This is a genomic window from Telluria beijingensis (assembly GCF_030770395.1).
Taxonomy (GTDB): domain Bacteria; phylum Pseudomonadota; class Gammaproteobacteria; order Burkholderiales; family Burkholderiaceae_D; genus Telluria; species Telluria beijingensis.
In genome coordinates this window covers 2,539,740-2,565,232 of record NZ_CP132480.1, presented here as the reverse complement: position 1 = coordinate 2,565,232, position 25,493 = coordinate 2,539,740, and the positions used below count along the sequence as shown (strand labels likewise).

Here is a 25,493-nt window from a genome sequence, read left to right as displayed (position 1 = left end):
GGCGGGGCCTGCCCCCGCCGACGCGAGGAGACGCGCGAGCATGAATGCCGTAACAGTACCGATTAAAACCTATGAATACGACCGGCCCCAGGCCGGCCTGGCCTGCACCGCCGAGGCCTGGGCGAAAGTCCCGAGCGCGCCGGAGATGGCCGAGCGCGCCGAACTGAAGGACCGCATCCGCCGGCTTCTGAAAGAGAAAGGCGCCGTGCTGGTGGCCCACTACTACGTGGACGCCGACCTGCAAGACCTGGCCGAGGAAACCGGCGGCTGCGTCTCGGATTCGCTCGAGATGGCGCGCTTCGGCCGCGACCACCCGGCCCGGACCCTGGTGGTGGCCGGCGTGCGCTTCATGGGCGAAACCGCCAAGATCCTCAGCCCCGAGAAAACCATCCTGATGCCCGACCTCGACGCGACCTGCTCGCTCGACCTGGGCTGCCCGGCCGACGAATTCGCCGCCTTCTGCGACCAGCATCCGGACCGCACCGTGGTGGTGTACGCCAATACCAGCGCCGCCGTGAAGGCGCGCGCCGACTGGATGGTGACCTCGTCGATCGGCCTGGACATCGTGGCCGAGCTGCACGCCCAGGGCAAGAAGATCCTGTGGGCGCCCGACCGTCACCTGGGTTCCTACATCCAGGCCAAGACCGGCGCCGACATGCTGCTGTGGCAGGGTTCCTGCCTGGTGCACGACGAATTCAAGGGCATCGAACTCGACCTGCTCAAGCTCGAGTACCCGCATGCGAAGGTGCTGGTGCACCCGGAGTCGCCGGCCAATGTGGTGGCCCAGGCCGACGCGGTGGGTTCGACCACCCAGCTGATCGACGCCGCCCGCACCATGGACGCGACCCACTTCATCGTCGCCACCGACAACGGCATCCTGCACAAGATGCGGGCGGCGGCCCCCGGCAAGACCTTCATCGAGGCGCCGACCGCGGGCAATAGCGCGACCTGCAAGAGCTGCGCGCATTGCCCGTGGATGGCGATGAACGGCCTGCGCAACCTGGCGGAGGTGCTGGAGTCGGGCGCCAACGAGGTGCACGTCGACCCGGCTGTCGGCCTGCAGGCCAAGCGCTCGATCGACCGCATGCTCGATTTCGCCGCCGCCAGGCGCGCCAAGGCGCTGCCGACCGGCACACTGGAAAACAATGCCCCGATGTTCGCGGGGGTAGGACCGGCATGACGACTTTACGAAATCCCCACGCCCAGTTCGATGACAGGCTGCAGGCGTCCTTTGAACAGAACATCCTGGCCGCGCTGCTGGAAGACGTCGGCACCGGCGACCTGACCGGCATGCTGGTGCCGAACGATACCCGCGTCACGGCGCGTGTGATCGTGCGCGAAGCCGCCGTGCTGTGCGGCGCGCCGTGGTTCGAAGGGCTGATGTTGGCCGTCGACCAGGAGACCGAGATCGACTGGCACTATGCCGAGGGCGAGCTGATGGCGGCCGATTCGGTCGTGTGCACGATCCAGGCCAACCCGCGCTCGCTGCTGACGGCCGAACGCGGCGCGCTGAACTTCATGCAGTTGCTGTCGGGCGTGGCCACGGCCACGCGCCGCTATGTCGACGTCATTGCGGGCACCAAGGCCGCGATCCTCGACACCCGCAAGACCTTGCCTGGCCTGCGCCTGGCGCAAAAATACGCGGTGCGCGTCGGCGGCGGCAAGAACCAGCGCATGGCGCTGTACGACGGCATCCTGATCAAGGAAAACCATATCGCGGCGGCTGGCGGTGTCACTGCCGCCTTGGAAGCGGCGGCGCAGCTGGATTCCGGCGCCCCAGTGCAGATCGAGGTCGAGACCATCGCCCAGCTGAAGGAAGCCCTGGACGCCGGCGTCAAGTCGGTCTTGCTCGACAACTTCGACCTGGCCATGATGCGCGAGGCGGTCGAGGTGAATGCCGGCCGCGCGCTCCTGGAAGCATCGGGCGGCATCAATATGGACACCGTGCGCGCGATCGCCGAGACCGGCGTCGACCGCATCTCGATCGGCAGCCTGACCAAGGACGTGCGCGCGACCGATTATTCGCTGCGCATCCTTTAAATCACTACCTGGATTTTCATGACGACGACTGACAAGTTGAAACGTTCGCTGGGCTTTCGCCTGTTCTGGCTGGGTTTCGGCCTGCTGCTGGGCGTGCCCCAGCTCCTCGATGGCATCATGTACGGCCTGAAAGGCGAACTGTTCTTCGGCATCGGCATGCTGCTGGTCGGTATCCGCGGCTTCCTGCGCCCGGTCGTACTAGGTCGCGCCATGGCGCTCAAGCGCGACGATGCGGCCGATGCCTCGTCGATCGGCTCGACCGGCCTGCATGGCCTGCTGTCGATCGGCATGGCGGCGAGCCTGATCGCCGGCCTGGCGATCAAGCTCGGTAATAGCTAAGCGAGTTAAACGCCGCTCTCGCCGGCTGCGGCCACCGCATTCTCGCGCGCCGTCGGCACGTGGCCCGGCCCACCCACCTGGGCCGCGACCGCATCGATCGCCCCCAGCACCTTGCCCGGCTCGGCGTAATGCAGCATATGGCCGACGCCCGGCGTCAGCGACAATTCGCTATGCCGCAGCGCCGCATGCAATCGCTCGGCATTGCGCGCGCAGCTGCACACCCCATCCTGCGTGCCTGCCAGGATCTGCACCGGCACCTTGAGGCGTCCGTAACGCCGCGCCAGCGATGCGGCGCCCGGGATCATGAGGCTGCTGTCGGCGGCATTCGCGCGTAGCTGCGAAGGCCGCAGCGACATCCAGGGCGAGGTGGCGCGGAAGCTCTCCGCCACCGGCATCGGCGCAAACGCCCGGCCGACGGCCGCCGGCCAGATCAGGCGCCCGGCGAGCGGCGCCACCGTGTAGCGCAGCGCGTCGCCCACCAGCGGCACGGCCGGCGGCGCGCCGACCATCACGTCCAGGCGTGCGCTCGGATAGTAGTAGCCCGAGACCAGCACCAGCCCGCGCACGAAATCCGGCGCCTGCAAGCCCAGGCTCAGGGCCACCAGCGTGCCCCAGGAATGGCCGGCGACGATGGCGCTGTCCACATTCAGCTCCAGCAGCGCGTGGTGCAGCAGGCGCGCCTGCCGGTCCGGCGTCCAGACCGTGCTGCGCGGCCGCTCGCTGTAGCCGAAGCCCGGCCGGTCGAAGGCAATCACGCGATAGTGCTCGGCCGCCGCGTCGAGCAGGCCGCTATGCTCCCAGTCGCTCGCATCCACCCCATTGCCATGCAGGAGCACCAGCACCGGGCCTTCGCCGCGCTCGAGGTAGTGCAGCTTGAGACCGTCGACGGTGATGAAACGGCCCGCCGGCGGATGCTCGCGCTCCACGCGACGGGCCCTGGCGCGCACGTACAGCCATGACGCCAGCAAACCCAGGCCGGCGACGGCGGCGCCCGCCGACAGGCGCCGGCCGGTACTGGTGCTGCGGTAGGTACTGGTCATATGGTCCCCCCATGGTTCGTATCCAGCAGTTGCGCCACCAGCGGCAGTATCTGCTCGGCCGACGCGTCTAGTTTCAGCGCCAGCAGGTCGTCGGCGCGGGTGCGGCCCTGGTTCAGGACGGCGATCGGCTTGCCTGACGCCTGCGCCAGCCGGCAGAAGCGAAAGCCCGAATACACCATCAGCGACGATCCTACCACCAGCAGCGCGTCGGCCGCCGCCATCCGCGCCAGCGCGCTGGCGGTGCGGTCTGCGGGCACGTTGTCGCCGAAGAATACGACGTCAGGCATCAGGACCCCGCCGCAGCGCAGGCAGGCCGGCACCTGGACGCCGGTGACGGCGTCCGGATCCAGGGCCGCATCGCCGTCCGGCAGCGGAGTCGCCATTGCCTGCAGCAGGGCCGGGTTGGCGAATTCGAGCTGGGTCTGCACCTGGGCGCGCGGGTAGCGCGCGGCGCAGGCAAGGCACACCACATGATGGATATTCCCGTGCAGTTCCAGCACCGACGCGCTGCCGGCCTGCTGGTGCAGGCCGTCGACGTTCTGGGTGAGGACAGAGCCCAGGCGCCCGCGCGCTTCGAGTGCGGCCAGCGCCCGATGGCCGGCGTTGGGCCGGGCGCGCGCCAGCAACGGCCAGCCGACCATGCTGCGCGCCCAGTAGCGGCGCTGGATGGCGACGTCGCGCCTGAATTCGGGCCCCTGGATCGGCAGCCGCCCGCGCCGCACGCCGTCGCGGTCGCGGTAGTCGGGGATGCCGGAGGCCGTCGACAGGCCGGCCCCAGTCAGGACCAGGGTGCGCGGGTGACGCTCCAGGAACGTTGCCAGCGCCTCGACATCCGCCGATGTGGTGATACCTTCTGCCATGCCGTGAATTCCTTCCATACACGGAATCCTACATCAGGGCCGGACGCCCGCACACACGATACCGGTCAGCGCGCCGACACTGCGATCCCGCCCACGATCATGCCGAACGCCACCACGTGATACAGGTGCGGCGCCTCGCCCAAAAACGCCGACGACAGCAGCGCCGTGAACAGCGGCGTCAGGTTGATGAAGAAGGCGCCCAGGCTCGGGCCGGCGCGCTGCACGCCGGCGCCCCAGCAGCGCATGGCGACGATGGCCGGGCCGATCGCCACGTACAGCAGGGCCGCGGCCAGCGGCCAGCTCCAGGCGATGTGCACGTCCGTCAAGGCCCATTCGCCGCCGGCCAGCGCGCCGCACCACAGCACGCCATAGCCGACCTGCGCCAGCAGGAAGGCGGCCCAGTCGGCGCGCAGCCCCGGCACGTCCTTTTGCTGCATCAGGAGCCAGCTGTAGAACGACCAGGCAATCGTGGCCAGGATCATGTACAGGTCGCCCGGCACCAGGCGCAGGGCGGCCAGCTGGTCCAGGTCGCCGCGGCACATCACGACCAGCACGCCGGCGATCGACAGCACCGCGCCGGCAATCTGCTTGCGCTTGACCGGCACATTGAAGAACAGGCGTCCGACCAGCAGCATCCACACCGGCACGCCGGAGGCGACCAGGGTCACGTTGATCGGCGAAGAACTCTGCAGGGCCAGGTATTGCAGCGAGTTGTACAGGCCGATGCCCAGCAGGCCGAGCAGGCTGTAGCGCTTCCAGTTGACCAGCACGCCGCTACCTAGACGCAGGGCGGCGCGGCCCAGCGGCAGCAGTACCGCCAGCGCGATCGACCAGCGGATCAGGTTGAGCGTCATCGGCGGCACCGCGTCGCGCACCAGGCGCCCGACGATGGCATTGCCGGCCCACAGCACCGGCGGAATGGTCAGCAGAAGGGCGGTGCCGGGAGTGAGCTGGTGCCGGTTCATCGTGCGCGGCGCGGCGCCAGCACGCTCGGCAGGGCCTTGGGTAGCGTGTCCGGGAAATCGCGCGAATAATGCAGGCCGCGGCTTTCGTGGCGCGACAGCGCGCTGCGCACGATCAGGTGCGCCACCTCGACCAGGTTGCGCAGTTCCAGCAGGTCGGGCGTGATGCGGAAGTTGCGGTAATACTCGTCGATCTCTTCCTTGAGCAGCTCGATCCGGTGCTGGGCGCGCTCGAGGCGCTTGGTGGTGCGCACGATGCCGACGTAATTCCACATGAAGCGGCGCAACTCGTCCCAGTTGTGGGCGATGACGACTTCTTCGTCGGCATTCGTGACCCGGCTCTCGTCCCAGGCCGGCAGCGCCGGGTTCTCGACCGGGCTGCTGGCGGCGATGTGTTCGGCGCAGGCGCGGCCCACCACCACGCACTCGAGCAGCGAATTGCTGGCCAGGCGGTTGGCGCCGTGTAGCCCGGTGCAGGCGGTCTCGCCGACCGCGTACAGGCCGGGAATGTCGGTGCGGCCCGCCAGGTCGGTCACGATGCCGCCGCAGGTGAAGTGCACGGCCGGCACCACGGGAATCGGCTCGCGCGTGATGTCGATCCCGAGCTCGAGGCAGCGCGCGTGGATGGTCGGGAAGTGCTCCTTGAGGAATTCAGGGTCCTGGTGGCTGATGTCCAGGTCGACGTGGTCGAGCCCGCGCTTCTTCATCTCGAAGTCGATGGCGCGCGCGACCACGTCGCGCGGAGCCAGTTCGCCGCGCTCGTCGTGGGCCGGCATGAAGCGGGTGCCGGCCAGTGCGCCGGCCTCGCGCGGCAGTTTCAGCAGGCCGCCTTCGCCACGGATCGCCTCGGTGATCAGGAAGGACTTGGCGTATGGGTGGTACAGGCAGGTCGGATGGAACTGGATGAATTCCATGTTCGACACCCGGCAGCCGGCGCGCCAGGCCATCGCAATGCCGTCGCCGGTGGCGGTGTCGGGATTGGTGGTGTACAGGTAGACCTTGCCGGCGCCGCCGGTGGCCAGCACGGTGTGCCCGGCCTCGAAGGTCAGCACCGCGCCGCTCTGGATGTCCTGCACGTACAGGCCATGACAGCGTGGCTGGCCGCCAGGCGCCGGCACGGCCAGCTTGTCGGCGGTGATGACGTCGATCGCCACGTGGTGTTCGAACAGCGCGATGTTCGGGTGCGCGCGCACCTTCTGTTCCAGCGTCGCCTGCACCGCCTGGCCGGTGGCGTCGGCGGCGTGGATGATGCGGCGCTGGCTGTGGCCGCCCTCGCGGGTCAGGTGGAAGCCCAGTTCGGCCGTGGCGTCGCGGGTGAACGGCACGCCCTGGTCGATCAGCCACTCGATGGCGGCGCGGCCGCCCTCGACGATGGTGCGGGTCGCGCCTTCGTCGCACAGGCCGGCGCCGGCGACCAGGGTGTCGTCGATGTGCTGGCCATGGCTATCGCCGGAATCGAGCACCGCGGCGATGCCGCCCTGGGCCCAGCTGCTGGCGCCATCGAGCAGGGCGCGCTTGGAGATGATGGCGACCTTGCGGGTCTGCGCCAGGTGCAGGGCAACGGAGAGGCCGGCCAGGCCGCTGCCGACGATCGCGACGTCGAATTTCATGGCAATGTCATATTTGTAAAGAGGCATCACTATAAGCGATTTACCGTCTTGACGTCAGGGGCGGCAGCGCTTACGGCAGATGCACCACCGCGCCGCCACCGTACGGCCGCGCACCGAAAAGCGGCCTGATGGTGGCTAGGATAAGGTTTTACTCATCCATCAAGGACACGCCATGACCGCAGACCGCCACCACGCAGCCGCGCTCGCCGACCGGATCGGCTCGATGCGCTTCGCCATGTTCACCTTCCGCGACCAGTACGACCACCTGGTCAGCCAGCCGATGACGAAGCAGGACGTCGATGCCGAGGGCGGCCTGTGGTTCTTCGTCAATTCGACGACCGAGCTGTGGGACAGCATCGCGCACCAGCCAGAAGTCAACGTCAGCTTCGCCGATAACGAGAACAGCACCTACGTTTCGGTCAGCGGCCGCGCCGAACGGGTGGTGGACCGCGTCCAGGTGCAGAAGTTCTGGAACCCGATGGTGCAAGCCTGGTTCCCGGCCGGACCGGAAGACCAGCACGCCGTGCTGGTGCGGGTCGATCCGCACGCCGCCGAATACTGGGATTCGAACGATAGCAAGATGGTGCGCCTGTTCGCCATGGCCAAGGCGGCCGTGACCGGCACCCAGCCCGACGTGGACGGCGAGCACGGCACCATCAAGCTGTAGCATCGGGCGGTAGCGCCTTGCCGAGGGGCACGAATCTCGCCTACAGTAGCGGTCCCGCATACTGCAAGCGCATACCATGCCCAGCCTGCTCGAACTGGCGGCCAACGCCTTCACGGCGGCCGCCATTTTCCTGGCCGGCCGCAACAACGTCCATACCTGGTGGACCGGTATCGTCGGCTGCACGCTGTTCGGCATCCTGTTCGCCCGGAACCGTCTGTACGCCGACGTCTTGCTGCAAGCCTTCTTCGTCGGCACGGGCGTGCTCGGCTGGTGGCGCTGGCTGCACGGCAATCACGGCGCGCCGCTGCCGATCACCCACGCCGGTTGGCGCACGCTGGCCTGGATGGTCCCGGCGGGCATCGCCGCCAGCGCCGCCTATGGCGCGCTGCTGCATTTCTACACCGACGCCTACGCACCCTTCATCGATTCGGCGGTGCTGGTATTCAGCGTCATTGCCCAGCTGTTGATGATGCAGCGGCGCATCGAGAACTGGCCGGTTTGGCTGCTCGTCAATACCATCGCGGCGCCGCTGTACTACAGCCGCGGCTTGCACCTCACGGCCTTCCTCTACCTGTGCTTCTGGGTGAATGCGATCGTGTCCTGGGTGTGGTGGACACGGCTCGCAAGGCGGCAGCGGATCGACCCCTGATCAGGGGCGGGCCGTGGGCAGGTCGGCTTCACTCTGGTTGCCGCCGGTTTCCGGCGTTCCCAGACCGGTCTCCCGTGTGCCTGCCTGGCTGGCGCGGGTATCCTGGGCGCCTGGATTGGCATGGGTCATTGCAGCGTCTACCGATTCGGTACGGGCCGCAGCCTGGCCATCGTCGGCATTGGCCTCGACTGCGCCGGGCGCCAACTCTTCGCTGCCGTCAGGGGCGTTCACATAAGGGCCGGACTGGTTGCGCGTCAGGCCGGGGCCGCCGTTGCCGCCGGTTTCCTCCTGGGTCTCGTGGGTAGGGGTGGCGCCTTGCTGTCCGCTGGTCAGGCCGCCGACGCCGACCGTTACGGTGCCGTCATCCTGGTTCGATGGATTGCTGGATGGGTTGCTTGCTGGCTGGTTCATGGTTGGTCTCCTGGGTGTCTGTCGCTCCATTCTCGTCAACGCCGGCGAGGACGGCTATCGGCCAGCGCGGCCTTTCCATGTAGGACGATCTCCCTAGAGCGTGCCTGACAGTATCGTGCGCGAGTGGAACGCGGCGGATGCTAAGGTGAATCCATACATTGGATGGAGGAATGACGATGCATCGCCTGGCCTACGATTCCTGTATTGCCGCTTGTAACGACTGTGCCGACGCCTGCGACACCTGCGCCGGCGCCTGCCTGCGCGAAGAAGACGTCAAGATGATGGCGCGCTGCATTGCGCTGGATATCGACTGCGCCCAGCTCTGCCGCCTGGCGGCGGCCATGATGACGCGCGGCGGGCCGGCCGCCGCCGCGGTGTGCGCGGCCTGCGCCGAAGTCTGTGCGATGTGTGCCGACGAATGCGGAAAGCACGAGGCCCAGCATTGCCAGGATTGTGCCGCCGCCTGCAGGCGCTGCGCCGAGGAATGCCGCCAGATGGCAACGCACCAGGTTTGATCCGGGACGAAGACTGGCTCTTCCAGTATCCGGGAACAGGGTGCTATACTGTATATCCATACAGTTAACGCCCCGCGCATGCGCACGCGCCTGCGTGTCCATGCCATGCCAGCCTTCCTGCCGATCGACCTCGAGCCCTATCCCGAAGCCGCACCCGACCAGGCTGCCGCGAGCCGGCCTGGCATCTACCGGGGCGTGGATGACGAACCGGTCACGTCGGCCGGCAACGATGCCGAACTGGCGCGCGAATATATCTCGCACGGCGAGCTGGGCCCCAAGTCGATCGCCAACCTGCAGAAAGAGCTGTACCGCTTCCTGACCTGGTGCCGCGAAGAAGCGCAGAAGACCTTCGAGCAGCTGACCGTGGCCGACCTGAACGCATATAAAGAGTTCATCCGCAATCCGCCGCCCGACTGGGTATGCACCACCAAGTGGCCGCGCAACGATCCGCGCTACCGGCCGTTCTCCGGCCCGCTGTCCGACACCAGCCGGCGCCAGTCGATGATCGCCATCAAGGGCTTGCTGGCCTATGCCGAGCACACCGGCTACCTCCGCCGCAATCCGGCGCGCCTGGTGCGCAACGTCCGCGCACCGCACACCGGGCGCATCACGCGTTACCTCACGCCGGCCGCGATCGCCCATGCGCTGGCGGCGGCCGAGGCGCGCCAGTCCGATTCCGAGGCGGCGGCCCGCCAGCGCGCGCGCGACCGCTTCCTGCTGATCGCCTTCGCCCAGACCGGCGCGCGCCTGAACGAGATCGTCGGGGCCCGCATGGGTTCGGTCTACAGCGAGGGCGATGGCCGCTGGTGGCTCGACGTGCTGGGCAAGGGCAACAAGCCGCGCCGGCTGCCGGTGCCGCCGGCCACGCTGGCGGCCTACCGCGACTACCGGCGCGCCTACGGCCTGCTCGAACAGACCAGCCGCGGCGACCGCATGCCGCTGGTGCTGTCGAGCCGCACCCGCGACCACGTGCGTGTGACCGACGAGGCCGCCGCCGAAGCCCTGAAGGCAATCTTCCAACTGGCCGCCGGCGAGGCTGCCGCGCAGGGCGACGGCGACAGCGCCGCCATGCTGCGCCAGGCTTCGCCCCACTGGCTACGCCACAGCATGCTCACCAACCATGCCAATAGCGGGGTGCAGCTCAAGACCCTGCAGGATACCGCCGGCCACGCCAATATCGCCACCACTGCCGGCTACCTGCACAAGACCGACAAGGACCGGCACGACGAGATCCTGGGTTCCGGCGGCAAGAGTATCCTGTAGCTACCCGCGAAATCTGAATCAGACCGTAGTGGCGTCAAGTTAGCGTAAAAACCGTCGTTCCCGCGAAGGCGGGAACCTAATTTTTGCGAGCGTTTCGACGACGTTAGCAGAACTCGGGTTCCCGCCTTCGCGGGAAGTCGTTACCTCCAGTGGCGATAACGACGTGGTGGCTATTCGTAACTTAACGCTATTAGGATCAGACAGGAATCGACGACGACCCTCCGTCCGAGCTGCCGAAATTCTGCAACTCGTCGAGTGACAGACGACGCTTGTTGAGCGCCGCCAGGATCGCTTTCAGCTGTTCGTCGTCGGGCTGGATGTAGACGATGCGCTGCTCGAGCAGATTGTCCCAGTAGGGCGTGTAGGGCACGGCGGTCTCGGTCATCACTTTCGCCTTGAAGCTGCCATCCTGCAGCTCGCCGACCAGGGTGATGCGCGCGGTATCGGGGACGGTATTCTGGACCGTGATATTCATGCTCTTCCTTTGAATGATCAGTTCGTGTGAACCCATTGTCACGCAGCCAGGGATCGCGCGCAAACCGCTGTCCGCCTGCCGTGCGCGCCCCTCGAGCCATCCGCACAGGACGGGTCGGCGCTCGAGAGTCGATGGATTCGAACGCCATCGTCAAAATTATCCGCTTTTCAACATCGGCCTCCGCCGCCGATACTGGACGCCATCCAACCACCGGAGTCCATCCATGAACAAACTGTCCCTCGCGCTGCTCGCCGCCGGCCTGCTCGCCGCCTCGGCCGCCCAGGCCCAGGCCGACCTGATCGTTACCAACGGCAAGATCGCTACCATGGCCCGCGAGGGCGAGTTCGTCCAGGCGCTCGCGGTCAAGGACGGCAAGATCGCCGCCGCCGGCAGCAACGACGCGGTGCTGCGCCTGCGGCAAAAAGACACCCGGGTGCTCGACCTGGGCGGGCGCACCGTGATCCCGGGGCTGAACGACTCCCATACCCACGTGATCCGCGCGGGGCTCAACTACAATATGGAAGTGCGCTGGGACGGCGTGCGCAGCCTGAAGCGCGCGATGGAGATGCTCAAGGAGCAGGCGGCGCGCACGCCCGAGGGCCAGTGGGTCAAGGTCGTGGGCGGCTGGAGCGAGCACCAGTTTGAAGAGAAGCGCTTGCCGACCCTGGCCGAGATCAATGCCGCGGTGCCGGACAAGCCGGTCTTCATCCTGTATTTGTACGGCAAGGCCTTCCTCAACCGCAAAGGCATCGAGACGCTCGGCTACAGCAAGGATACCAAGTACCTGGACGGCGAACTGGAACTGGACGCCGCCGGCAAGCCGACCGGCCTGCTGCTGGCCAAGCCGAATGCGATGATTTTGTACTCGACCCTGGCCAAGACCAACAAGCTCGAGCGTGCCGACCAGCGCAATTCGACCTTGCATTTCTACCGCGACCTGAACCGCCTGGGCATGACCAGCGCCGTCGATGCCGGCGGCGGCGGGCAAGCCTATCCGGACGACTACGGCGTGACGATCGAACTGGCGAAGGAAGGCAAGCTTAGCGTGCGCACCTCGTACTACCTGTTCGCGCAAAAGGCGGGCAAGGAACTCGAGGACTATGAGCGCTGGATCAAAATGACCAAGCCGAACCGGAACGACCACATGTTCTATGCGAACGGTTTCACCACCGAAGGTGCGGGCGAGAACCTGGTGTCGAGCGCGGCCGATTTCGAAAACTTCCTGGAACCGCGTCCCGAGCTGCCGCACCATATGGAAGGCGAACTGGAACGCGTGGTGACGCTGCTCGTGAAGAACCGCTGGCCGTTCCGCATCCATGCCACCTATGGCGAAAGCATCGAGCGCGACCTGGCCGTGCTCGAGAAAGTCAATCGCAGCACGCCCCTGAATGGCCTGCGCTGGATCGTCGACCATGCCGAAACCGTCACCGACGACCAGCTGAAACGCATCAAGGCGCTCGGCGGCGGCGTGGCGGTGCAGAACCGCCTGTACTTCCAGGGCGAAGCCTACTGGAAGCGCTACGGCGCCCAGACCCGGCAACTGCCGCCGATCCGCAAGATGCTCGACCTCGGGCTGCCGGTGGGCCTGGGCACCGACGGCACCCGCGTCAGCAGCTACGGTCCGTGGCCGTCGATCTACTGGGCAGTGACCGGCAAGACCGCCGGGGGGCTGTCCACCTGGCAGGCCAGGGACGTGTTGTCGCGCCACGAAGCGCTGCAGCTGATGACACGGGGCAGCGCCTGGATGAGCGGCGAGGAAGACGTCAAGGGCCGGCTCGCCGTCGGCCAGTACGCCGACTTCGCGGTGCTGCCGCAGGATTACTTCACGATGGACGTCGAGAAGATCAAGGACCTGGAGAGCGTGCTCACGGTCGTGAATGGGCAGGTCGTGTATGGGGCAGGGGAATTCGAGAAGCTGGCTCCGGCGCTGCCGGCGGTTTCTCCATCGTGGAGTCCGGTGCCTCATTTCGGCGGTTACCAGAACCGGTAGCCCGCACCGCGCCGCGCCTGCTTGCCGTCGCACCCACGCGCGCCTAAAGTAAGGGACGATCCGGCCCGCACCCGGGCCGGCGCCGATCTCGGTCATGCGCATGGGCCTGTCGTTCCCCCTGCGCCGCGCGCCCACCATCCGCCAATGGCTGGCCTTGCTGCTCGCGGCCTTCATCGTCCCGACCACGATCGCGGTGGTCGCGCTGTTCCTGCACTCGTATGCAAGAGAGCGGGCCGGCATCGAACGCGCCTCGCAGGACGTGTCGCGGGCACTGATGCAGGCCATCGATCGTGAACTGAGCAGCGCGCGCGCGGCCCTGGAGGCGCTGGCGACCTCGCCCAGCCTGGACGCCCACGACCTGCGCGCCTTCCAGGCCCAGGCGATCGAGGTGCTGCACGCCCGGCCCGGCAACGTGCTGGTGGCCTCGGACGCCAGCCTGCGCCAGGTGATCAATACCGGCCTGCGCTTCGGCACGCCGCTCCCCCCCCACGGCAATGCCGGCGAGGTCCGCAAGGTGTTCGACAGTGCGCGCCCGATGGTGTCCGACCTGTACCTGGGACCGACCGTCAACCGCCTGCTGAGCAGCGTCGACGTGCCGGTGGTGCGCGACGGCCAGGTGCGCTACGTGCTGTCGATGCAGTATTTTGGCGAGCGCCTGGGCAACATCATCGAACGCCAGCAGGCGCCGCCTGGCGCCGCCGTCACGATCTACGACGGCAAGGACCGCATCGTGTGGAGCAGCAGGGCCTTGCGGGCCGAGGTGGGCCGGCATGCCGGTTCCGCGCTGGCGGCCGGATTTGCGCTCGGCCCGGAAGGCGCGGTCTACGAGCCGGGTATGGACGGCGCGGGCGTGGTCACCGTGTTCAGCCGCTCGTCTGTGTCGGACTGGACAGTGGCGATCGCGCTCCAGCGCGGGGCCCTCAACGCCAACCTGTGGCACGCGCTCGAATGGATCGTGGTGGGCGGTTGCGCACTGCTGGTGCTCGGCGCGGCGCTGGTGACGCTGATCGGCGCCCGTATCGAGGCGGCGCTGCGTGGCCTGGTGCGGCCCGCCATCGCCCTCGGGCACGGCGAGCAGGTGGTGCTGCCGCCGCTCCCGCTCGACGAAGCGCTGGACGTCGGCCACGCGCTGGTGCAGGCGGCCGCGCTGCTGCGCGAGCGCACCGTGCAGCGCGACGAGGCCGAATGCGCCGAGCGCGCCGTGCGCAACGCCAAGCGCGCCGTCGAGCGCAGCGAAGCCTTCCTCCGCGGGATCTTCGAAGCGACGCCGGACGGGATTTTCCTGGTTGCACCAGATTGCCTCGTCAGCCGCGCCAATGCCCAGGCCGAGCGGATGTTCGGCCATGCCCCCAGCGGGCTCGAGGGGCTGGCGCTGGATGCATTGCTGGTCGATTCCAGCGCCGTGCCGGAGCCGGTCTGCGCGCGCCTGCTCACGGCGCCGGCGCACACAGGGATGGCCGGCACGACCCGTCTGCGCGGCGTACGCCACGACGGCAGCACGTTTCCGGCGGACGCCATCGCCAATCCGCTACCCGAGCGCGCACTGCTGATCGTGACGGTGCGCGACGTCAGCGCCGGCTGGGAGCAGGAAGAAGCACTGCGCCAGGCACTGGACGACAAGAATACGCTGCTCAAGGAGCTGTACCACCGGGTCAAGAACAATCTGCAACTCGTCATCAGCCTGTTCAACCTGCAAGCGCGGACCCTGAAAGATGGCCGCGCCCAGCGGGCATTGCTGGAGGCCGCCGACCGTGTACGCGCCATGTCCCTGGTCCACGAGCGGCTGTACCAGTCGCGCACCCTGGGCACCATCCGTCTCGACGACTACGTCGGCGAGCTGTGCGCCCAGCTGGCCAGCGCCGGCTCTGCCCGCCAGCGGGGCATCGCGCTCGCGCTCGACGTAGCGCCGGTCGACGTTGGCCTTGACCTGGCGGTACCGCTCGGGCTGCTGCTCAACGAGCTGGTCTCGAACAGCCTCAAGCATGCGTTTCCGGACGGGAAGCGCGGCACCATATGGATCTCGCTGGCGAAAGACCCCGGTGAAGACAGGGAAGATCCGCTGTTGCGGCTGACGGTCAGGGACGATGGCATCGGCCTGCCGCCAATCGCCGACCGAACCTCTTCGCAAACTCTTGGTCTAAGACTCGTTGATGCCTTGCGCGAGCAAATGCACGCCACACTTGTTCTCGAGAACCGGGGAGGGGCCTGCATTACGCTGGTCTTCCATGCGGGACGCAATGGCCAGCGCGGTGCCAGCCACATGGCGGCGCCAGAATAGGACCGATCATGCTGCAAACCATACCCGGCGTACTCCAGGACCGACCGACCTTGCTGGTGGTCGAGGACGAATCCGTGGTCGCCATGGATATCGCCGGCCAGTTGCGCGACATGGGCTACCGGATCTGCGCCTGCGTCGACAACGGCCTCGACGCCATCGAACGGGCGCGCGCCGACCGGCCCGACCTGGTGCTGATGGACGTGGTCCTCAAGGGAGAAATGGACGGCATCGCGGCCGCGGCCACGATCGGCGCCGAGCTGCAGATCCCGATCCTGTTCCTGACCGCCTACAGCGACGACCAGACGGTCGAGCGGGCCGCCGAGGCCATGCCCTATGGCTATCTCACCAAGCCGTTCCAGGGACGCGAACTGCGCGCCGTGATCGAAGTCGCGCTGCGCAAGGCCGACGTCGAGCGCGCGCTGCGCGACAAGGAACGCTGGCTGACGTCAGTGTTGCATGGGGTGGGCGACGCCGTGATCGCGACCGATGCCGACGGCCTGGTCGGCCTGGCCAATCCGGCCGCCGAGCACCTGCTCGGCGCCGGGCTCCTGCGCGGGCACAGCGCAGCCGAGCTGGTGCGCCTCGAGGACGACACCGGCGACGCGGTCGGGCTGGGCGGCGACGACTGCATGGCGCGCAGCGGCGCGGCGGTGCTGGTAACCCGCGAAGGGCAGCGCATCCCGGTCGACTACTCGGCCGGCCCGATCTGCGACGAGCGCGCCCACCCGATGGGCACCGCCATCGTGCTGCACGACGAGCGCGAGCGGGTGGCGGCCGAGCTGCGCCTGGCGCGCAGCGAACAGCGCTTTCGCAGCGCCTTCGACAATGCGCCGCTGGGGCTGGCGCTGGTCGACCGCGACAACCGCTACGTGCGGGTCAACCGCGCCATGTGCCGCCTGCTGGGCGCGCCGGCCGACGAACTGGTGGGCGCCTCGCAGGACAGCTTCGGCGACAGCGGCGACAATGCGATCGAGCGCGAATACCAGCAAGACCTGCTGTCCGGCCGCAGCGAGGCCGTGCAGTACGAGCGGCGCTACCGCCCCCGGGACGGCCGCACGGTGTGGGCGCTGGTATCGGCGACCCTGCTGGCGGCCAACCACGAGCCCGAGCACTACCTGATCCAGGTGAACGACGTCACCGAACGCAAGCGCGCCGAAGAAGAGCTGGCCCACCTGGCCCACCACGACGCCCTGACCGGGGTCGCCAACCGCGCCATGCTGAGCGAACAGGTCGAGCGCGAGCTGGCCGTGGCGCGCCGCCGCGGCGCCCGGCTGGCGGTGGCGTTCATCGATCTCGACTACTTCAAGCACATCAACGACACTTATGGACACGAGGTCGGCGACCAGGTGCTCAAGGAACTGGCGACCCGCCTGACCCGCAGCGTGCGTGCGATCGACATCGTGGGCCGCCTGGGCGGCGACGAGTTCGTGGTGGTGCTGTCCGAGGTGGCCGACACGCGCGACGTGATCGTGCTGACCAACAAGCTGCGCCATGAATGCGCGCGCCCGCTGCATTTCAACGGCCACGAGGTGCGGCTGGCGGTCAGCATGGGCGTGAGCCTGTTCCCGGACGACGCGCAAGACTTCCGAACCCTGCTGCGTTTCGCCGACAGCGCCCTGTACCAGGCGAAGGGGGAGGGCCGCAACAACGTCCAGTTCTACCGTCCCGAACTCACGGCGCGCATGGAGATGCGGGTGCGCCTGGGCGCGGGCCTGCGGCTGGCGCTCGAGCGGGGCGAGCTCGAGATGTTCTACCAGCCGATCGTGACGCTGGCCGACGGCCGCCCGGCGGCGGCCGAGGCGCTGTTGCGCTGGCACCATCCCGAGCTGGGTCTCCTGATGCCCGACCTGTTCCTGCCGATGCTCGAGGAATCGTCGATGGGCGAGGAGATCGGCGCCTGGACCATCGTCGAGGCCTGCCGCCAGGCCGTCCGCTGGAACGCCGACGGCGCCCCCGGCCTGCGGGTCGGGGTCAACGTCACGCCGGCCCAGTTCAAGTCTGGCCGCCTGGTGCCGGCGGTCGACGCCGCGCTGCGCGCCACCGGCCTGGACCCGCGCTGCCTGTGCATCGAGATCACCGAGCAGAATCAATTGGCCGACACCGAACACACGCGCGACACCCTGGCCGCTCTCAAGGCGCTCGGGGTGCTGGTGGCGATCGACGATTTCGGCACCGGCTACTCGTCGCTCGGCTATATCAGCCGGCTGCGGCCGGACGAACTCAAGGTCGACAAATCGCTGGTGACCGACGTCGACACCGATGCCGAACGGGCAGGGGTGGTCGTGGCGGCGCTGGCCATGGCGCGCAGCCTGCGCCTGATGGTGGTGGCCGAGGGGGTGGAGACCGAGGCCGAGCAGGCCTTCCTAATCGCCCACGGCTGCGACATGGCGCAAGGTTTCCTGCATGCGCGGCCGGTTCCGGCGCCGGAGTTCGATGCATGGCTGGCGAGCGTGGCCGGGAAGGGCGCGGTTGGACGCGGGGTTGGGGGGGCGCCGCAATAAGGCGTCGACGGGCCTGGATCGTGGCGCAACCTGGGTGAGCGAAGTCAGTGCATCGTGACCGCGTTACATGCAGACGCCTATTCATGCCATTGGTAGCGAACGGGGCGGACGCTAAATTTGTAGAGTGGCTCGATGACAGCGCGGCTTGATTATTTGGATGAGCATAGCCCAACGGATGAACGTGAGCGCGGCTAGCTGATAGTCGGTTGTCACGGCTGCGAACTACCCGAATCACCACGAAACCTAACTCGACATTACGGATAATATTGTCGAGTTAGATGCGGGAGACGGGCTTTGACGCTTGTCCTCTGCTGTCGGCGCGGGTAGAGTCCCGGAGACATGATAAACCAGCCACATCCAATGAACATAGCGCATATTTCGGCCGGCGCCGTTTCGCAACGTAATGACGACCACGTCGCTGTCTTTGGTCATGCAGGCGCCACGGACATCCTGGTGATCGATGGCGGCACTTCCGTGGCCGAGCGGGACTACCTCGATGCCATCGAGGGTGACGTGGCCTGGTTCGTCCAGGCGTTCACGGCGGCGATGGAACGGGAACTGGCGCCTGGGCGCAGCCAGCAGGATTGCGTGCATGCCGCGATCGATGCGGTGTCCGCCGACTTCGAACGCCTGGCCGGGCCAGCAACGGTGCCGCTGCATGCGTGGCCGATCGCAGCCATGACCTGGGTGCGGATCGTGGAGCGCGACGGCGTCCTCGGCGCCAGGCTGTACGCGCTGGGCGATTGCAAGAGCCTGCTGCGAACTTCAGACGGTGCCTGTATCGATCTCGATCCTTTCGTGAATCCGCAGGATGCCGTGCTGCAGGCCGAGATCGCCAGACTGCGCGGCGAAGGCCTTGCCGACCCCGAGCAGCGGCGCGAACGGATGCTGCCGATGCTGCGTGCGCGGCGCGAATTCCAGAACACGCAGCCGGCGCCGGCGGTGCTGTGCGTGCAGCCGAATGGTGCGTTCCAGGCACGCGTCCGCGATGTCGAGCTGGCGCCGGGTTCGAGCCTGCTCGTCATGACGGATGGCTTTTATCGGCTGGTCGATTTTTATGGGCGCTATACGGACGCAGGGTTGATGGGCGCTTGCGTGGAGCGTGGGTTGCCGGCGATGCTCGACGAACTGCGCACGCACGAAGCGGTCGTTGGCGGCACCGGCGTGCGTGCAGTGAAGGCTGCGGACGATGCGTCGGCGGTGATCTGGATGGCGTGATGGTGGCCGGATGGTGGCGATCGGACTGTCCGGTCCAGGCTGGTGCTGTAAGGACGGTGAGGTGGTTGCCCGGCTTTGATAAGACCCGTGAAGTGGAATCAATAGATCGTATTTAACATAATATAGATTATGCGAATAGTGCGCCGCTCGTTGTCGTCCCCTCGGCGACCTGCGCCAACGCTGCAGCGATCCAATCTAAAAAGCTTGCGGTAGCCTTTCGAAAGCAACTGCTCGAAGTCAGCCCTGTCGCACCGATGGCCAGGTTTCATTTCGCATCTCTGCCGCTTGTGCTCCAGCCTTGCCTTGCCCATCACGCTCCAAGCGCGGTTTGCTCGTGTCCACGAGGTTTGCGCGGCTCCTCGTGCAGTCATGCATTTCTGCGGCAACTGTCAGGCGAATGAGCGCGCCGATCAGCTTGGACAGCTCAACACGCATGCGTCGGAAGTTTGGCCGGAATACAAGCCGACTACCATGTTACCCCTTGGAGATCCTCATGTGCGTTCAATCGCATCACAGTACGCCAGGACTGCTACCTTTCGAGCCATCCAGTCTCCCGGACGTTTGCTTACCGGGAATCGCGACTGTCGCCCTGATCGTTGAACGATTCCAGGTCAGCTACCACCTGAGAAATAAGTTTCTTCCGCCCTGCAGCGTCTGCCGGCAGACATGCGAACGCAAGTAAAGACAGCAGATGTACACCCGGAACCGCTGTGATTTCGTCGATCTTTGTAATTCCAGGGGCTTTAATCCCGCGCTCCAGACTGCTGAGATAGGTTCGACTCGAGACTACCGAAGAATCCTCTTGTGTCAGACCCAACTCTTCCTCGCCTTCCGCAGTCCTGTTCCAAATTGTTTGAGCGACTCCACAAGTACCTCCGCACAAGATGCACGTTGTATTCATGGCGAACACTTCAGGACTGCAATCCAAGCAGTACATGCTGGCCCGAATCCAGTGCGACCGGCGCACATGGCACGACAAGCACCGGGCCGGCACTGGTGAAGGCAACGTACTCGTGTATGCGCCCGATCATGTCGGCCAGCGCTCCCGTCAGGTCGTCCTGGTTGACGACGACCAGGTCGCTGAACCGTGCCTGCCTGGCGAGGGCATCGCTGGCCAGGTCCCAGACCATGCGGGATTCATGCGTCACGCCCTCTTCCTCCGCGATCCGGTCGACATGCGCGATCACCCGTGTTGCGCTGTAGTGGAGAGGTCCGAAGCAGATAGGGGGACATCAGCCCAGGCAATGCCGCGATCACCTCGCGACCGAGCGCATGGTTCCAGCTTCGACCCGGGAAGCTGCGTGGCGCAGGGCGCCAAGGAGCGCCGCGTTGTCCCGGCGCCGGTCCCGGAGGCCAGGATGCCCTGCGGCCTCCATCAGCGTCTTTTCGTGGCGGAAGGTGCACTCGACGCCGTGCATCGGCTTCGCAAAAGCTTCCGAGAACCGCTGCTTCCGAGAACCGCTCGTCCGGCTCCAGCGCGGCCTTCCGCATTTTTGGCAGTCGGTTGCGGGCAAGCGGCATCGCATGCACACTCCCATGCGAATGTGTTGTCAGCAGCAAGTTTGAGAACATGGTCCGGCCCTGTTGTGATCGTGTTCCACCCTAAGCTGCCTGTGCGCGTCATGCTGGAATGTGTTTGATGCAAATCAAAAATGATAAATGCCTAGACGTCCACTCGTCGACGCAGGCGCCCCACTCCCCATTTGCGCAGCTCGAGACCGGCCAGCGCCACCGCCGCCGCCAGGCCGGCTGCCAAGAGGGTTGAGGATGCCGGCGGCGCCAGCCGCAGCATCGCGGCGGCGGCCGGCAGGTAGATTGCCAGCGCGAGCAGCAACAGCGCCACCACGACAATCCCCCAGAACACCGGATTGGCGACCCGAAGGATCCCGCCGACACCATCGCGCTGGCGGTTCGACATCAGCAGGGCCAGGTTGCACAGGACCAGTCCTGCGAAGGCGACCGTGCGCGCTTCGGATTCGGGCAGCTGAGACAGTGCCCAGCCATACAACGCGATCAGGAGCGCCAGCACCCAGACACCCTGTACCAGTGCGCTGACGACGGCTTCCTGGCCGAACAGCGATTCTCCCGCCGCGCGCGGTGGCCTGCGCATCAGGTCTTTCTCGGGAGGCTCTTTTTCGAAGGCCAGCGAACAGGCGGGATCGATGACCAGCTCGAGGAAGACGATATGGAGCGGATACAGCATGACCGGCCAGCCCAGCAGTACCGGAAGCAGGGCCATCCCCGCGATCGGCACATGCATCGCCAACACATAGCACATCGACTTGCGCATGTTGCCGAAGATTCGGCGACCAGACGCGATTGCCTCGACGAGTGAAGCGAAGCGGTCGTCAAGGAGGGTCAGCTCGGCTGCCTCGCGCGCGACGTCGGTGCCGCGCCGTCCCATCGCGACGCCGACATTGGCGGCACGGAGGGCCGGTGCGTCGTTGACACCGTCCCCGGTCATGGCGACGACGGCGCCGCCACGCTGCAGAGCCTGTACGATGTCGAGCTTCTGTTGTGGCGCGATGCGCGCACAGACGTCGATGCCGTGGAGGCGGCGCGCCAGCGCCTCGGTCTCCAGCGCCGCGATCTGTGCCCCCGTGAGCGCCTCGCCGGCACCCATACCGGCCTGGCGCGCGATCGCGCGCGCGGTCTCGGGATGATCGCCTGTAATCATCACGATGCGCAGACCTGCTGCCCGGCATGCGGCCACGGCATCCGGGATGTCGGCGCGCAGCGGATCGGCCAGCGCTATCAGGCCGACCAGTTCGAGTCCGAAGCCGGCGGGATCCTCCGGCCATGGTCCATTCGCAGTGGACGCCTGCGCCACCGCCAGCACCCGCAGCCCTGCGGCGGCCATCTCCGCAGCGGCAGCCAGGACCTTCTCGCGCAAGGGCGCGGCCGCGCTGCATAACGCCACTACCATCTCGGGAGCCCCTTTTGCCGCCACCAGGACCGTGCCGTCGCCGCGGTCCCACACATGCACCAGGGCCGGCCGTTGCGAGGTCAGCCCGTACTCATGCACTAACGACCAGCTCGCCGGCAGGGCTCCGCCCTCAGGCAGGACATTGGCAGCCAGGCGCCAGAACGCGGCTTCCATCGGATCGCTGCCTGGCCCGCGGCTGGCCCGCAAGGCCGTCTGCAGCAGCTCGCGGTGCGGCGCCGGCATCGGCGCACCCGAGGCGGGATCGTAGGCGACGCCGCTCTCCCACAGCCGGGCCACGGCCATGCGATTCTCCGTCAAGGTGCCAGTCTTGTCGACGCACAAAACCGATGTCGAGCCAAGGATCTCAATGGCCGACAGACGACGTGTCAGGACCTGGCTGCGCGCCAGCCGCCACGCCCCGATGGCGGGAAACACCGTGAGAATGACAGGGAACTCCTCCGGCAGCATCGACATCGACAAGGCGATACCGGCGAGCAGCGCCTGCACCAGCTCACTGCCACGGAGCAGCAGCAGCCCGACCAGCATGGCACTGACTGCCCCACCCAACAGCGCAAAGCGGCGCGCCAGCTGCGCAGTCTCGCGCTGCAGGCGTCCGGGTGGTGCGGCGATCCCGCCAAGCGCCGCGCCGATGCGCCCGATCTCGCTGCGTGCGCCGGTGGCGCTGACGCGCGCCAGTCCGTGGCCCTGCACGACCAGCGTTCCGGAATACACCCATGGCTGGTCGGCACCGCCGGGGGTGGCCGGAGGACTTCCCTCAGGCGCGGCCAGCTTGCCTACGGGGACCGATTCACCCGTCAACAAGGATTCGTCCACCATCAGTCCGGCCGCCGTCAACAGCGACGCATCGGCAGGTACACGATCCCCCTCGTACAATTCGATCACGTCGCCTTCGACCAGGTCGTTCGCTGGAATGCGTCGCACACTGCCGTCGCGCCATACCAGTGCAGTCGGCGAACTCAGGTCTCGTAGGGCTTGTAGTGCTCGCTCGGTACGCCCCTCCTGGAACAGGGTCATGCAGAGTATCAGGACAACCATGCCGAGCAGGAAAGCGCCTTCGCGCGCTTCGCCCAGCAGCAGGTAGAGGACAGCCGCGCCAGCGAGAAGCAGGTACATCGGTTCGCGCGCGGCATCGGCGGCGATCCGCTGCCAGCGCCTTCCGCCGGCGTCGGGCAACTGGTTGGGGCCGTCCCGAAAAAGGCGGCGCGCGGCTTCGTCACCGGTCAGGCCTCGTGGAGCGATCTCTGGTGCGTCAGGCATCATCCGAGCCGGTCTTGCCGATGCCGTGGCTTAACACGGTATCGCTCCGCCCCGCGGCACGCCATGCCACCAACTATTTGTGTGTACATTGCCCTCCCCGTTCAACCGCCCACCGGTGCCGCCAACTTTAAATCGGCAGCATCCGCACTGTCCTGGCATGCGTTTGATCCAAATCAAAAATCAGCAAAAAACATACGAGGGAGGGCTTCCTCCTGCCTGGACCTATGCCAAAGGCAAGGGGGCATGGTCCCACATGCGCCTTGCCTGATCGGCCACCCTATCCGATACTGACCCACGAGCCACTCCTGGCACATGGGAGGACCTATGAACGATATGACGTTCCATGCCGAAACTCGTGCGCCGATCCCGCAGTCAACAGCGGTGATCTGTTCCCGCTGCGTGGCGCGCAACGCGTGCCTGCCGTCCGGCATCGGCACCCTGGATATCCTTCGACTCGACAAACTGGTCGGATACCGGCGGCGCCTGGCGCGCGACGAGGTCCTGTTCCGCAAGGACCAGCCGTTTGCCATGATCTATGCGGTCCGCTTCGGCCACCTGAAGTCGTCGCGACCCGACCACCGGGGCCATCCGCATGTCACCGGTTTCTACATGGCCGGCGAATTGCTCGGGCTCGACGCCATCTATGCCGGACGGCATGCCTGCACCACGGTCGCACTTGAAGACAGCGAAGTATGCGAGATCCCTTACAGCAGGTTTCAGGAATCGATGCATGAATCACTGCCCTTGATGCAGCGGTTCCATGCCGCCCTGAGCCACGAGATCGTGCGTGAGCAAAATGCGTTGCTGCATGCGGACATGAGCGGTGCGGAGCGTCTCGCCACCCTGCTACTGGATCTGTCCGCACGCTATGCCGAACGCGGCTATTCCGGACGGCGCTTCCGCCTGCGCATGTCGCGCGCCGACATGGGAAACTACCTTGGCTTGACGATCGAAAGCATCAGTCGCTTGCTGGGCCGCTTCCGCGACGAGCACTGGATCGCGCTGGACAAGCGCGAGATCGAGCTGCTCGACCCTGGACGCCTCGAAGCGCTGCTGTCGGCCGCGCCCGGTGAACCGGGCGTCAGTCACGAAGAGGAATGATGCGACGCCAGCACCACGCGGTCACGGCCGCTTGATTTCGCCCGATATAAGGCAAAATCTGCCGCTGCGAGCAGGGCGCCGAATTCGCCATTTCCTGGGTTAATGCTGCAATGCCGATACCGATACCGATACCGATCGTGCATCCTATCCTCCCGTTCGGGGTATCGAATCTGATCGCAGTCGTCGTTCAGCACTGCAAGCGACTTTCCTACGGCGGGCTCCCGGACGCCTGTTCAGCCGGTCAGCCCTGCCGCATCGCTTGCGAAAAGCGCGACAGCGCCAGGCCGAACAGCGCCGCACCGATCGCCAGCAACGCCAGGAACGAGGTCCACACCGTGCCAATGCCGGCGCCGCGAAACAGGATGGCCTGGCTCAGTTCGACGAAATGCGTGGTAGGGGCCAGCAGCATCAGCTCGCGCAGGCCGGCCGGGATGCTCTCGCGCGGTGTATTCGCGCCGGACAGCATCTCGAGCGGCAGGAGCGCCAGGATCACCAGCAGGCCGAACTGCGGCATATTGCGCGCCACGGTCGCCATCAGCAGGCCGAGGGAGGTGGTCGCGAACAGGTGTAGCGCCGCGCCGATGGCGAACAGCACGACCGAACCCTGCACCTCGACCTTGAGCAGGCTTCCCAGGACCAGCAGAAGCGCCGTCAGCGCGGCCAGTAGCACGACCGCCGCCATCGACCAGGACTTGGCCAGCATCAGTTCGAGCGGCGTCACAGGCATCACCAGCAGATGCTCGACAGTGCCGTGCTCGCGTTCGCGGATCAGAGCGGCGCCGGTAAGGATCACCGACAGCATGGTGATGTTGTTTACCACTTCCATCAGGCCGCCGAACCAGGATGGGGCGAGGGCCGGATTGAAGCGGGCACGGATGCTCAGCTCGACCGCCGGACGAGGCTGCAGGCGCACCCCCTGGAGGAAGGTGGCGACTTCCCCCAGCGCGATCTGCTGTATATAGGCGCTGCCGGTGAACGCCTGGCTCATCCGGGTGGCATCGACGTTCAGTTGCAGTGCCGCGTCCCGCCCGGCCAGGACGCGGCGCTGGAAACCGGCCGGTATCACCAGCACGAAGGTCGCGCGTCCGCGGTCGAGACGGACATCGGCCTGGTCGAGTGTGATCAGATCGGGAGGCATGAACTGCGGTGGCGCAAACACTTCCCGAATGCGCACGGACAGCGGCGACCCGTCCTCATCGACGATGGCGAGCGCAGCGCGCGATAGCGTATCCGGCTGGGCGGTGGACGCCACGTAGACTCCCCCTGTGAAGGAGTAGACGATCAGGATCAGCATCACCGGATCGCGCAGCAGGCTCCACAGCTCCTTGATGCCGAGCCGGCCGATCTTCCTCAGCGAGACACCGGCCATG

21 protein-coding genes are annotated in these 25,493 nt (G+C 66.7%); 12 read left to right on the top strand and 9 right to left on the bottom strand.

The genetic code is table 11. The features are described from left to right. The first annotated feature begins 40 nt into the window (after nt 1-40). Genes nadA through Q9246_RS11425 form a run of 3 tightly spaced genes read left to right on the top strand, consistent with a single transcriptional unit; the run spans nt 41 to nt 2,379 of the window. Nucleotides 41-1,180 carry a quinolinate synthase NadA gene (gene nadA / locus Q9246_RS11435; protein ID WP_306397666.1) on the top strand — a complete coding sequence of 380 codons (1,140 nt, stop codon included), beginning with the start codon at nt 41-43 and terminating at the stop codon, nt 1,178-1,180. Beyond that, nucleotides 1,177-2,040, top strand: coding sequence for a carboxylating nicotinate-nucleotide diphosphorylase (gene nadC / locus Q9246_RS11430; protein WP_306397665.1), 864 nt, complete (start codon nt 1,177-1,179; stop codon nt 2,038-2,040). Before nadA ends, nadC begins: the two co-directional genes overlap by 4 nt. Nucleotides 2,041-2,058: 18 nt before the next feature. Beyond that, nucleotides 2,059-2,379 (top strand): hypothetical protein, encoded by a 321-nt coding sequence (locus Q9246_RS11425; protein WP_306397664.1) that lies wholly within the window; start codon nt 2,059-2,061, stop codon nt 2,377-2,379. A gap of 5 nt (nt 2,380-2,384) precedes the next feature. Here Q9246_RS11425 and Q9246_RS11420 read toward each other — a convergent pair whose 3' ends face one another. From Q9246_RS11420 to nadB, 4 genes are all read right to left on the bottom strand, one after another. Further along, nucleotides 2,385-3,419 carry an alpha/beta fold hydrolase gene (locus Q9246_RS11420; protein WP_306397663.1) on the bottom strand — a complete coding sequence of 345 codons (1,035 nt, stop codon included), beginning with the start codon at nt 3,417-3,419 and terminating at the stop codon, nt 2,385-2,387. Continuing rightward, complete coding sequence (locus Q9246_RS11415; RefSeq protein WP_306397662.1) at nt 3,416-4,279, bottom strand: NAD-dependent protein deacetylase; 864 nt, start codon at nt 4,277-4,279, stop codon at nt 3,416-3,418. Before Q9246_RS11415 ends, Q9246_RS11420 begins: the two co-directional genes overlap by 4 nt. A 65-nt stretch (nt 4,280-4,344) precedes the next feature. Then, nucleotides 4,345-5,244: a DMT family transporter gene (locus Q9246_RS11410; protein ID WP_306397661.1), complete on the bottom strand. Its 900-nt coding sequence runs from the start codon at nt 5,242-5,244 to the stop codon at nt 4,345-4,347. Next, on the bottom strand, nt 5,241-6,851 hold the full coding sequence (gene nadB / locus Q9246_RS11405) for an L-aspartate oxidase (RefSeq protein WP_306397660.1): 1,611 nt from the start codon (nt 6,849-6,851) through the stop codon (nt 5,241-5,243). The genes Q9246_RS11410 and nadB overlap by 4 nt, the downstream gene beginning before the upstream one ends. A 172-nt stretch (nt 6,852-7,023) precedes the next feature. Here nadB and Q9246_RS11400 point away from each other — a divergent pair, with 172 nt between their 5' ends. Then, a complete protein-coding gene (locus tag Q9246_RS11400) occupies nt 7,024-7,518 on the top strand; it encodes a pyridoxamine 5'-phosphate oxidase family protein (RefSeq protein ID WP_306397659.1) in 495 nt (164 codons plus the stop codon). A 76-nt stretch (nt 7,519-7,594) separates the two neighbouring features. Further along, on the top strand, nt 7,595-8,167 hold the full coding sequence (gene pnuC, locus Q9246_RS11395; protein ID WP_306397658.1) for a nicotinamide riboside transporter PnuC: 573 nt from the start codon (nt 7,595-7,597) through the stop codon (nt 8,165-8,167). Here pnuC and Q9246_RS11390 read toward each other — a convergent pair whose 3' ends face one another. After that, nucleotides 8,168-8,578: a hypothetical protein gene (locus Q9246_RS11390; protein ID WP_306397657.1), complete on the bottom strand. Its 411-nt coding sequence runs from the start codon at nt 8,576-8,578 to the stop codon at nt 8,168-8,170. A 170-nt stretch (nt 8,579-8,748) separates the two neighbouring features. On the opposite strand from Q9246_RS11390, the gene Q9246_RS11385 reads away from it, so the two are divergent. Both Q9246_RS11385 and Q9246_RS11380 read left to right on the top strand, forming a co-directional pair. Continuing rightward, entirely contained in the window at nt 8,749-9,093 is a 345-nt protein-coding gene (locus tag Q9246_RS11385) for a four-helix bundle copper-binding protein (protein WP_422802366.1), read from the top strand. Nucleotides 9,094-9,171: 78 nt separating this feature from the next. Next, complete coding sequence (locus Q9246_RS11380) at nt 9,172-10,356, top strand: tyrosine-type recombinase/integrase (RefSeq protein ID WP_306397656.1); 1,185 nt, start codon at nt 9,172-9,174, stop codon at nt 10,354-10,356. Between the two features lie 196 nt (nt 10,357-10,552). Here Q9246_RS11380 and Q9246_RS11375 read toward each other — a convergent pair whose 3' ends face one another. Continuing rightward, on the bottom strand, nt 10,553-10,831 hold the full coding sequence (locus Q9246_RS11375; protein ID WP_306397655.1) for a hypothetical protein: 279 nt from the start codon (nt 10,829-10,831) through the stop codon (nt 10,553-10,555). Nucleotides 10,832-11,054: 223 nt separating this feature from the next. Here Q9246_RS11375 and Q9246_RS11370 point away from each other — a divergent pair, with 223 nt between their 5' ends. The 4 genes from Q9246_RS11370 (at nt 11,055) to Q9246_RS11355 (ending at nt 18,818) form a co-directional block, all read left to right on the top strand. Next, on the top strand, nt 11,055-12,821 hold the full coding sequence (locus Q9246_RS11370) for an amidohydrolase (protein WP_306397654.1): 1,767 nt from the start codon (nt 11,055-11,057) through the stop codon (nt 12,819-12,821). Between the two features lie 94 nt (nt 12,822-12,915). Then, nucleotides 12,916-15,099, top strand: coding sequence for a sensor histidine kinase (locus Q9246_RS11365; protein ID WP_306397653.1), 2,184 nt, complete (start codon nt 12,916-12,918; stop codon nt 15,097-15,099). Nucleotides 15,100-15,107: 8 nt separating this feature from the next. After that, entirely contained in the window at nt 15,108-17,600 is a 2,493-nt protein-coding gene (locus Q9246_RS11360) for a two-component system response regulator (RefSeq protein ID WP_306397652.1), read from the top strand. Nucleotides 17,601-17,960: 360 nt separating this feature from the next. After that, nucleotides 17,961-18,818: a protein phosphatase 2C domain-containing protein gene (locus Q9246_RS11355; RefSeq protein WP_306397651.1), complete on the top strand. Its 858-nt coding sequence runs from the start codon at nt 17,961-17,963 to the stop codon at nt 18,816-18,818. 911 nt (nt 18,819-19,729) lie between these two features. On the opposite strand, the gene Q9246_RS11350 is transcribed toward Q9246_RS11355, so the two are convergent. Both Q9246_RS11350 and Q9246_RS11345 read right to left on the bottom strand, forming a co-directional pair. Then, nucleotides 19,730-19,966 carry a hypothetical protein gene (locus Q9246_RS11350; RefSeq protein WP_306397650.1) on the bottom strand — a complete coding sequence of 79 codons (237 nt, stop codon included), beginning with the start codon at nt 19,964-19,966 and terminating at the stop codon, nt 19,730-19,732. A 515-nt stretch (nt 19,967-20,481) separates the two neighbouring features. Next, nucleotides 20,482-23,025 carry a cation-translocating P-type ATPase gene (locus tag Q9246_RS11345; protein WP_306397649.1) on the bottom strand — a complete coding sequence of 848 codons (2,544 nt, stop codon included), beginning with the start codon at nt 23,023-23,025 and terminating at the stop codon, nt 20,482-20,484. 321 nt (nt 23,026-23,346) lie between these two features. Between Q9246_RS11345 and Q9246_RS11340 the strand changes: the two genes are divergently transcribed. Then, nucleotides 23,347-24,123, top strand: coding sequence for a helix-turn-helix domain-containing protein (locus Q9246_RS11340; protein ID WP_306397648.1), 777 nt, complete (start codon nt 23,347-23,349; stop codon nt 24,121-24,123). A 241-nt stretch (nt 24,124-24,364) separates the two neighbouring features. Here the strand turns inward: Q9246_RS11340 and Q9246_RS11335 are convergent, their stop codons facing one another. Continuing rightward, entirely contained in the window at nt 24,365-25,492 is a 1,128-nt protein-coding gene (locus Q9246_RS11335; RefSeq protein WP_306397647.1) for an ABC transporter permease, read from the bottom strand. Nucleotide 25,493: the final 1 nt, after the last annotated feature.

What these genes read in the sequence shown, in the direction of transcription:
- Q9246_RS11400 (WP_306397659.1), top strand. Translation starts at nt 7,024, where the DNA reads ATGACCGCAGACCGCCACCACGCAGCCGCGCTCGCCGACCGGATCGGC.
- Q9246_RS11385 (WP_422802366.1), top strand. Translation starts at nt 8,749, where the DNA reads ATGACGATGCATCGCCTGGCCTACGATTCCTGTATTGCCGCTTGTAAC.
- Q9246_RS11370 (WP_306397654.1), top strand. Translation starts at nt 11,055, where the DNA reads ATGAACAAACTGTCCCTCGCGCTGCTCGCCGCCGGCCTGCTCGCCGCC.
- Q9246_RS11375 (WP_306397655.1), bottom strand. Translation starts at nt 10,831, where the DNA reads ATGAATATCACGGTCCAGAATACCGTCCCCGATACCGCGCGCATCACC.
- nadA (WP_306397666.1), top strand. Translation starts at nt 41, where the DNA reads ATGAATGCCGTAACAGTACCGATTAAAACCTATGAATACGACCGGCCC.
- nadB (WP_306397660.1), bottom strand. Translation starts at nt 6,851, where the DNA reads ATGAAATTCGACGTCGCGATCGTCGGCAGCGGCCTGGCCGGCCTCTCC.
- Q9246_RS11355 (WP_306397651.1), top strand. Translation starts at nt 17,961, where the DNA reads ATGAACATAGCGCATATTTCGGCCGGCGCCGTTTCGCAACGTAATGAC.
- Q9246_RS11365 (WP_306397653.1), top strand. Translation starts at nt 12,916, where the DNA reads ATGCGCATGGGCCTGTCGTTCCCCCTGCGCCGCGCGCCCACCATCCGC.
- Q9246_RS11345 (WP_306397649.1), bottom strand. Translation starts at nt 23,025, where the DNA reads ATGATGCCTGACGCACCAGAGATCGCTCCACGAGGCCTGACCGGTGAC.
- Q9246_RS11415 (WP_306397662.1), bottom strand. Translation starts at nt 4,279, where the DNA reads ATGGCAGAAGGTATCACCACATCGGCGGATGTCGAGGCGCTGGCAACG.
- Q9246_RS11420 (WP_306397663.1), bottom strand. Translation starts at nt 3,419, where the DNA reads ATGACCAGTACCTACCGCAGCACCAGTACCGGCCGGCGCCTGTCGGCG.
- pnuC (WP_306397658.1), top strand. Translation starts at nt 7,595, where the DNA reads ATGCCCAGCCTGCTCGAACTGGCGGCCAACGCCTTCACGGCGGCCGCC.
- Q9246_RS11360 (WP_306397652.1), top strand. Translation starts at nt 15,108, where the DNA reads ATGCTGCAAACCATACCCGGCGTACTCCAGGACCGACCGACCTTGCTG.
- Q9246_RS11380 (WP_306397656.1), top strand. Translation starts at nt 9,172, where the DNA reads ATGCGCACGCGCCTGCGTGTCCATGCCATGCCAGCCTTCCTGCCGATC.
- nadC (WP_306397665.1), top strand. Translation starts at nt 1,177, where the DNA reads ATGACGACTTTACGAAATCCCCACGCCCAGTTCGATGACAGGCTGCAG.
- Q9246_RS11390 (WP_306397657.1), bottom strand. Translation starts at nt 8,578, where the DNA reads ATGAACCAGCCAGCAAGCAACCCATCCAGCAATCCATCGAACCAGGAT.
- Q9246_RS11410 (WP_306397661.1), bottom strand. Translation starts at nt 5,244, where the DNA reads ATGAACCGGCACCAGCTCACTCCCGGCACCGCCCTTCTGCTGACCATT.
- Q9246_RS11340 (WP_306397648.1), top strand. Translation starts at nt 23,347, where the DNA reads ATGAACGATATGACGTTCCATGCCGAAACTCGTGCGCCGATCCCGCAG.
- Q9246_RS11425 (WP_306397664.1), top strand. Translation starts at nt 2,059, where the DNA reads ATGACGACGACTGACAAGTTGAAACGTTCGCTGGGCTTTCGCCTGTTC.
- Q9246_RS11335 (WP_306397647.1), bottom strand. Translation starts at nt 25,492, where the DNA reads ATGGCCGGTGTCTCGCTGAGGAAGATCGGCCGGCTCGGCATCAAGGAG.